The organism is Sphaerochaeta sp. (assembly GCF_050178175.1).
Classification (GTDB): Bacteria; Spirochaetota; Spirochaetia; order Sphaerochaetales; family Sphaerochaetaceae; genus Sphaerochaeta.
This window is the reverse complement of sequence record NZ_JBFXGH010000171.1, coordinates 1-3,709: the sequence shown is the minus strand read 5'-3', so window position 1 is coordinate 3,709 and position 3,709 is coordinate 1. Positions and strand designations below refer to the sequence as shown.

Here is a 3,709-nt window from a genome sequence, read left to right as displayed (position 1 = left end):
GCTTCCCAGCGCGATTCCCACGACTGACCCAATGAGTCCGATACCTCCGGCCTCAAAGAGGAAGGAGAGAAGGATGTCCCGGTCCCGCATACCGAGGGCACGCATCATGCCAAGCTCTCTCATTCTCTCATACATCGCCATCAACATGGTGTTGGAGACTCCCACAGCTGCGATAATGAAGACAAGGAAGAGAATCATCCCGGTTCCCCCTTGCTTTGCTTCCACCAGTGCCAGGTAGTCTTGAGCAAGATCTTCCCAGGTGAAGACACTGAACCCTTCAGGGAGTTTTGCTTGCAAGGTGGCTTTCGCCTGTTCAAGGTTGGTTTTCTCAGGGAAGACGATATCGATACTTGTCACCGAGTTCTCCATTCCAAGGTACATGTCTGCAGCTGTGATATCCATCATGATGAGTGTTCGGTTCACATTGGGGTTGGGGCAGTTCACGATACCGACAATTTGCATGTCGAAGGCCTCATAGAAGCCTCCCTTGCCCCTGGTGAGGAACGTAACCCAGTAGCCGACCTCTGCCCCTATGTCCTCAGCAAACCAGCTGCCCAATACCACTCCGTCCATCTCCCCCGGTTCAAGGTGTCGTCCTTTCACCAAGGTATCCTCGAAACGATAGACTTCGAAATCTTGTTCTGGATCGATGGCAGTCACTTTGACACTCATATTGCCGTCTTCACCAAAGTCATCACTATAGAGAATCATCTCAGCGGCAAAGGTGGTCCTGACTGTTGCCATTCCTTGTTCTTCCTCTACCAATGGAATGATGGATTCAGGATTTTCTATGCTGGCCTCTAGAGGAAGATACGCACGATCTTCCCAGTATCCATCAGCATAGATACGCAGGGAGGCGGTCTCATACCAACGGAGGTTGCGCATTGATTCCAGCGTAGCACCCCCGAGGATGGAATCAACGATGATGTACATCATCAATCCAACTGCGATGGCCACCGATGTGATAATCGTACGCCGCTTATAGCGACTGAGATTCTTCACTGCCAATTGCAGGATAAATTTCATTATCGCCTCCTCTCGTCACTGACGATGGCCCCGTCATGCAGTTGCACAAGGCGGGAGGCGTAGTCCATGACCATCTGGTCGTGAGTGGAGAAGATGAATGTGGTATGATACTTCTCGTTCATGCGTTTCATCAGCTTGAGAATCTCTTCCCCAGTCTTGGAATCCAGATTGGCAGTCGGTTCATCAGCGAGGATGATCTGTGGGTTCTTTACGAGCGCGCGGGCGATGGCTATCCTCTGCTGCTGCCCGCCGCTGAGCTTGGCGGGACGTCGGTCTTCCATCCCCTCAAGACCAACTTCCTTGAGTACCTCATAGGTGCGTCTCTTGATCTCACCCTCGCTGACATCAAGCAAGGAGAGTACAAAACTGACATTCTCGTAGGCGGAGAGGACAGGGATCAAGTTGTAGGTCTGGAAAATAAAGCCAAGATTATTTCTCCTGAATGCTGTTTTCTCAACCTTGTCCATTGTACTGATTGCATCACCATTGATGAAAATTTCTCCTTCATCCAAGCCATCTATACAACCAATAAGATTGAGCAACGTGGTCTTTCCAGATCCTGAGGGCCCTGCAATGGAGAGAAACTCACCTGCTTCAATATCCAGGGAAACTTTTTTCAATGCCTTTACTACCGTTTCACCTGTCTTGTAGTTTCTCGATACTTTTTCAAGTCTGATCATGCTCATCTTCTGTTACTTCCTTCTCACTGTTTCGTTTGGCCTGTTGTTCTACTTTCTGCATTGCCGCTGTTCCCATCACCGCCCCGAAATCCATATGTTCCAGGATTGAGGCCGGCATCAACATCATTGAGTTGTTCTGCCTTATTCCCTCATACACCATATTCATCGACCGGAGTTGCAGTGCGATCGGGTCATTGGCATATTCAGCTGAAGCCTCGGTAAATTTCTTGGCAATCTCCACCTCTGCAGCACCCAATATGATTCTCGATTCCTTCTCTCGCTCAGCTTGTGCTTGCTTGCTCAGTGCATCCTCCAGTTCCTTTGGGATGATGATATCGGTAATCTCTATTGAGAGAATGGTAACTCCCCATGGATTGGTCTTGGCATCGAGGGCTTGCTGTATCTCCCGTCCGAGCTCTTCACGTTCGCTGAGTAGACTTCTCAGATAGTGCTTGCCGATGGAATCGCGAAGTGCTGTCTGGGCGGATAGGATGACTGCCTCTGTGTAATCCTCTACTTCCAGAATTGCCTTCTTTGCATCCCAGATCATCCAGAATGCCAAGGCATCCACATGGACAGGAACAGTATCCTTGGTGAGTGTTTTCTCGGCACTGAAGTCAGTTGCCCTGATACGGGTATCGATGAACTCAGCAGCGCGGTCGACCAAGGGGATTAGGAAAAATAGCCCAGGTCCCCTGACCGTCTGAAACTTTCCCAACCTCAGAATGATGACCTTGTCCCAGTGGTAGACCAACTGGAAAGAGGATGAGATGAGAAGCCCAAGCGAGGAAAGGGCGGTGATCGGATAGAGATACAATGAAAGATCTCCGATCACCCAGACCCACAGGATCAGGATGATTGCCATCACCAATGTCCACAGGGGGAAGAGAGCGATGAGGATTGCTGCTGTAAATGTCGCAGTGCTCACCATGACAAGCGCCTCATGTGGCATGGTAGGGTAGAGCAAGAGTTGAAGGATAGCTCCTCCAGCGAGAAAGAGTGCCAACACCAGGAAGGAAAGTGCTCCGTAGTTGAAGTCCTTCTTCAAAACGAAACCCTTCATGTTCTTGATGCGCTCAATTTTTTTCTTGTACAGGTTCATGATTATTCCCCTTGTGTATGTACTTCATTTCCCATGTCCTTGATGGCCGCGATCAACTCATCTGGCTGGAATCCATAGGAAGAAGCTTTTGTCATATATTCCTTGGTGATTTGGGAAAGGATACGTTCCCGTTCGATCCCATCAATACTGACTTCCTTATTACTGATGAAGGTTCCTGAGCCTTGTTGGGTCACCACGATATTTCTGATTTCCATCTCTGCGTATGCCCTGGCAACTGTGTTCGGGTTGATGCTTAATTCCACCGCCAGCGCTCGAACGGTAGGAAGTTGGGAGCCCTTTCCCAGTCTGCCATCGGCAATGGCCATCTCCACTTGGAAGATGATCTGCTTATAGAAAGGCACACCACTCTTGACATCCAGACTGAATTCCAACTTTGGTTCGATCTTGGCCACCATTGCTCTCCTTGTTTCTTGTATTATTGTACTGGTATATTAGTACAATGTCAACAAAATCATAAGTCTGTCCAGAAATAAAAGAGCTGCCTCCCATAGGAAGCAGCGTATATGCTTATTGCCTTGATTTATTGCTTATGTTTGATCAAGGTATTTCCTTGCAGTTCCTGCCGCACAAGACGTAGCGCTTCAGGAGTATTCATGACAATGGGACCTATCCAAGCAATGGGCTCCTTCAACGGTTTTCCGCATAGAGAAAGGAACGAACACCTGCTTCTCCAGATGAGAGTGAAAGGGTATTCCCTTCTCCAAAGAGTACAGCCCTATGGAAAGGTACCTCCTGTCCATCGGTGAGCAGTGATCCCTCCACCATATAGAGGAACAGCGTATTCTCCGGGGAAACTTCCAGTTACCAGGATTGATGAGCCTCCAGTTTGGCTTCCCTGTAGGTGTTTTTTACATATTCACCGTCCTCAGGGCCATTGGTC

The 3,709-nt window shown here is 49.0% G+C and carries 6 protein-coding genes; all 6 read right to left on the bottom strand.

Features of this window, described 5'->3' with window-relative positions; genetic code table 11:
* A partial coding sequence (locus tag AB7S66_RS12000; protein ID WP_428520311.1) for an ABC transporter permease occupies positions 1–1,026 on the bottom strand: 1,026 nt, incomplete at its 3' end.
* Complete coding sequence (locus AB7S66_RS11995; RefSeq protein ID WP_428520313.1) at positions 1,026–1,706, bottom strand: ABC transporter ATP-binding protein; 681 nt, start codon at positions 1,704–1,706, stop codon at positions 1,026–1,028. The genes AB7S66_RS12000 and AB7S66_RS11995, both read right to left, overlap by 1 nt.
* A complete protein-coding gene (locus tag AB7S66_RS11990; RefSeq protein ID WP_428520309.1) occupies positions 1,693–2,808 on the bottom strand; it encodes a slipin family protein in 1,116 nt (371 codons plus the stop codon). The genes AB7S66_RS11995 and AB7S66_RS11990 overlap by 14 nt, the downstream gene beginning before the upstream one ends.
* 2 nt (positions 2,809–2,810) lie before the next feature.
* Complete coding sequence (locus AB7S66_RS11985) at positions 2,811–3,221, bottom strand: GntR family transcriptional regulator (RefSeq protein ID WP_428520307.1); 411 nt, start codon at positions 3,219–3,221, stop codon at positions 2,811–2,813.
* A 128-nt stretch (positions 3,222–3,349) separates the two neighbouring features.
* Positions 3,350–3,460 (bottom strand): hypothetical protein, encoded by a 111-nt coding sequence (locus AB7S66_RS11980; protein WP_428520305.1) that lies wholly within the window; start codon positions 3,458–3,460, stop codon positions 3,350–3,352.
* A complete protein-coding gene (locus tag AB7S66_RS11975) occupies positions 3,457–3,594 on the bottom strand; it encodes a hypothetical protein (protein ID WP_428520303.1) in 138 nt (45 codons plus the stop codon). The genes AB7S66_RS11980 and AB7S66_RS11975 overlap by 4 nt, the downstream gene beginning before the upstream one ends.
* Between the last annotated feature and the right edge of the window lie 115 nt (positions 3,595–3,709).

Bases quoted from the DNA above. Each gene is read 5' to 3' on its own strand.
- AB7S66_RS11990 (WP_428520309.1), bottom strand. From the start codon at position 2,808: ATGAACCTGTACAAGAAAAAAATTGAGCGCATCAAGAACATGAAGGGT.
- AB7S66_RS11975 (WP_428520303.1), bottom strand. From the start codon at position 3,594: ATGGTGGAGGGATCACTGCTCACCGATGGACAGGAGGTACCTTTCCAT.
- AB7S66_RS11995 (WP_428520313.1), bottom strand. From the start codon at position 1,706: ATGATCAGACTTGAAAAAGTATCGAGAAACTACAAGACAGGTGAAACG.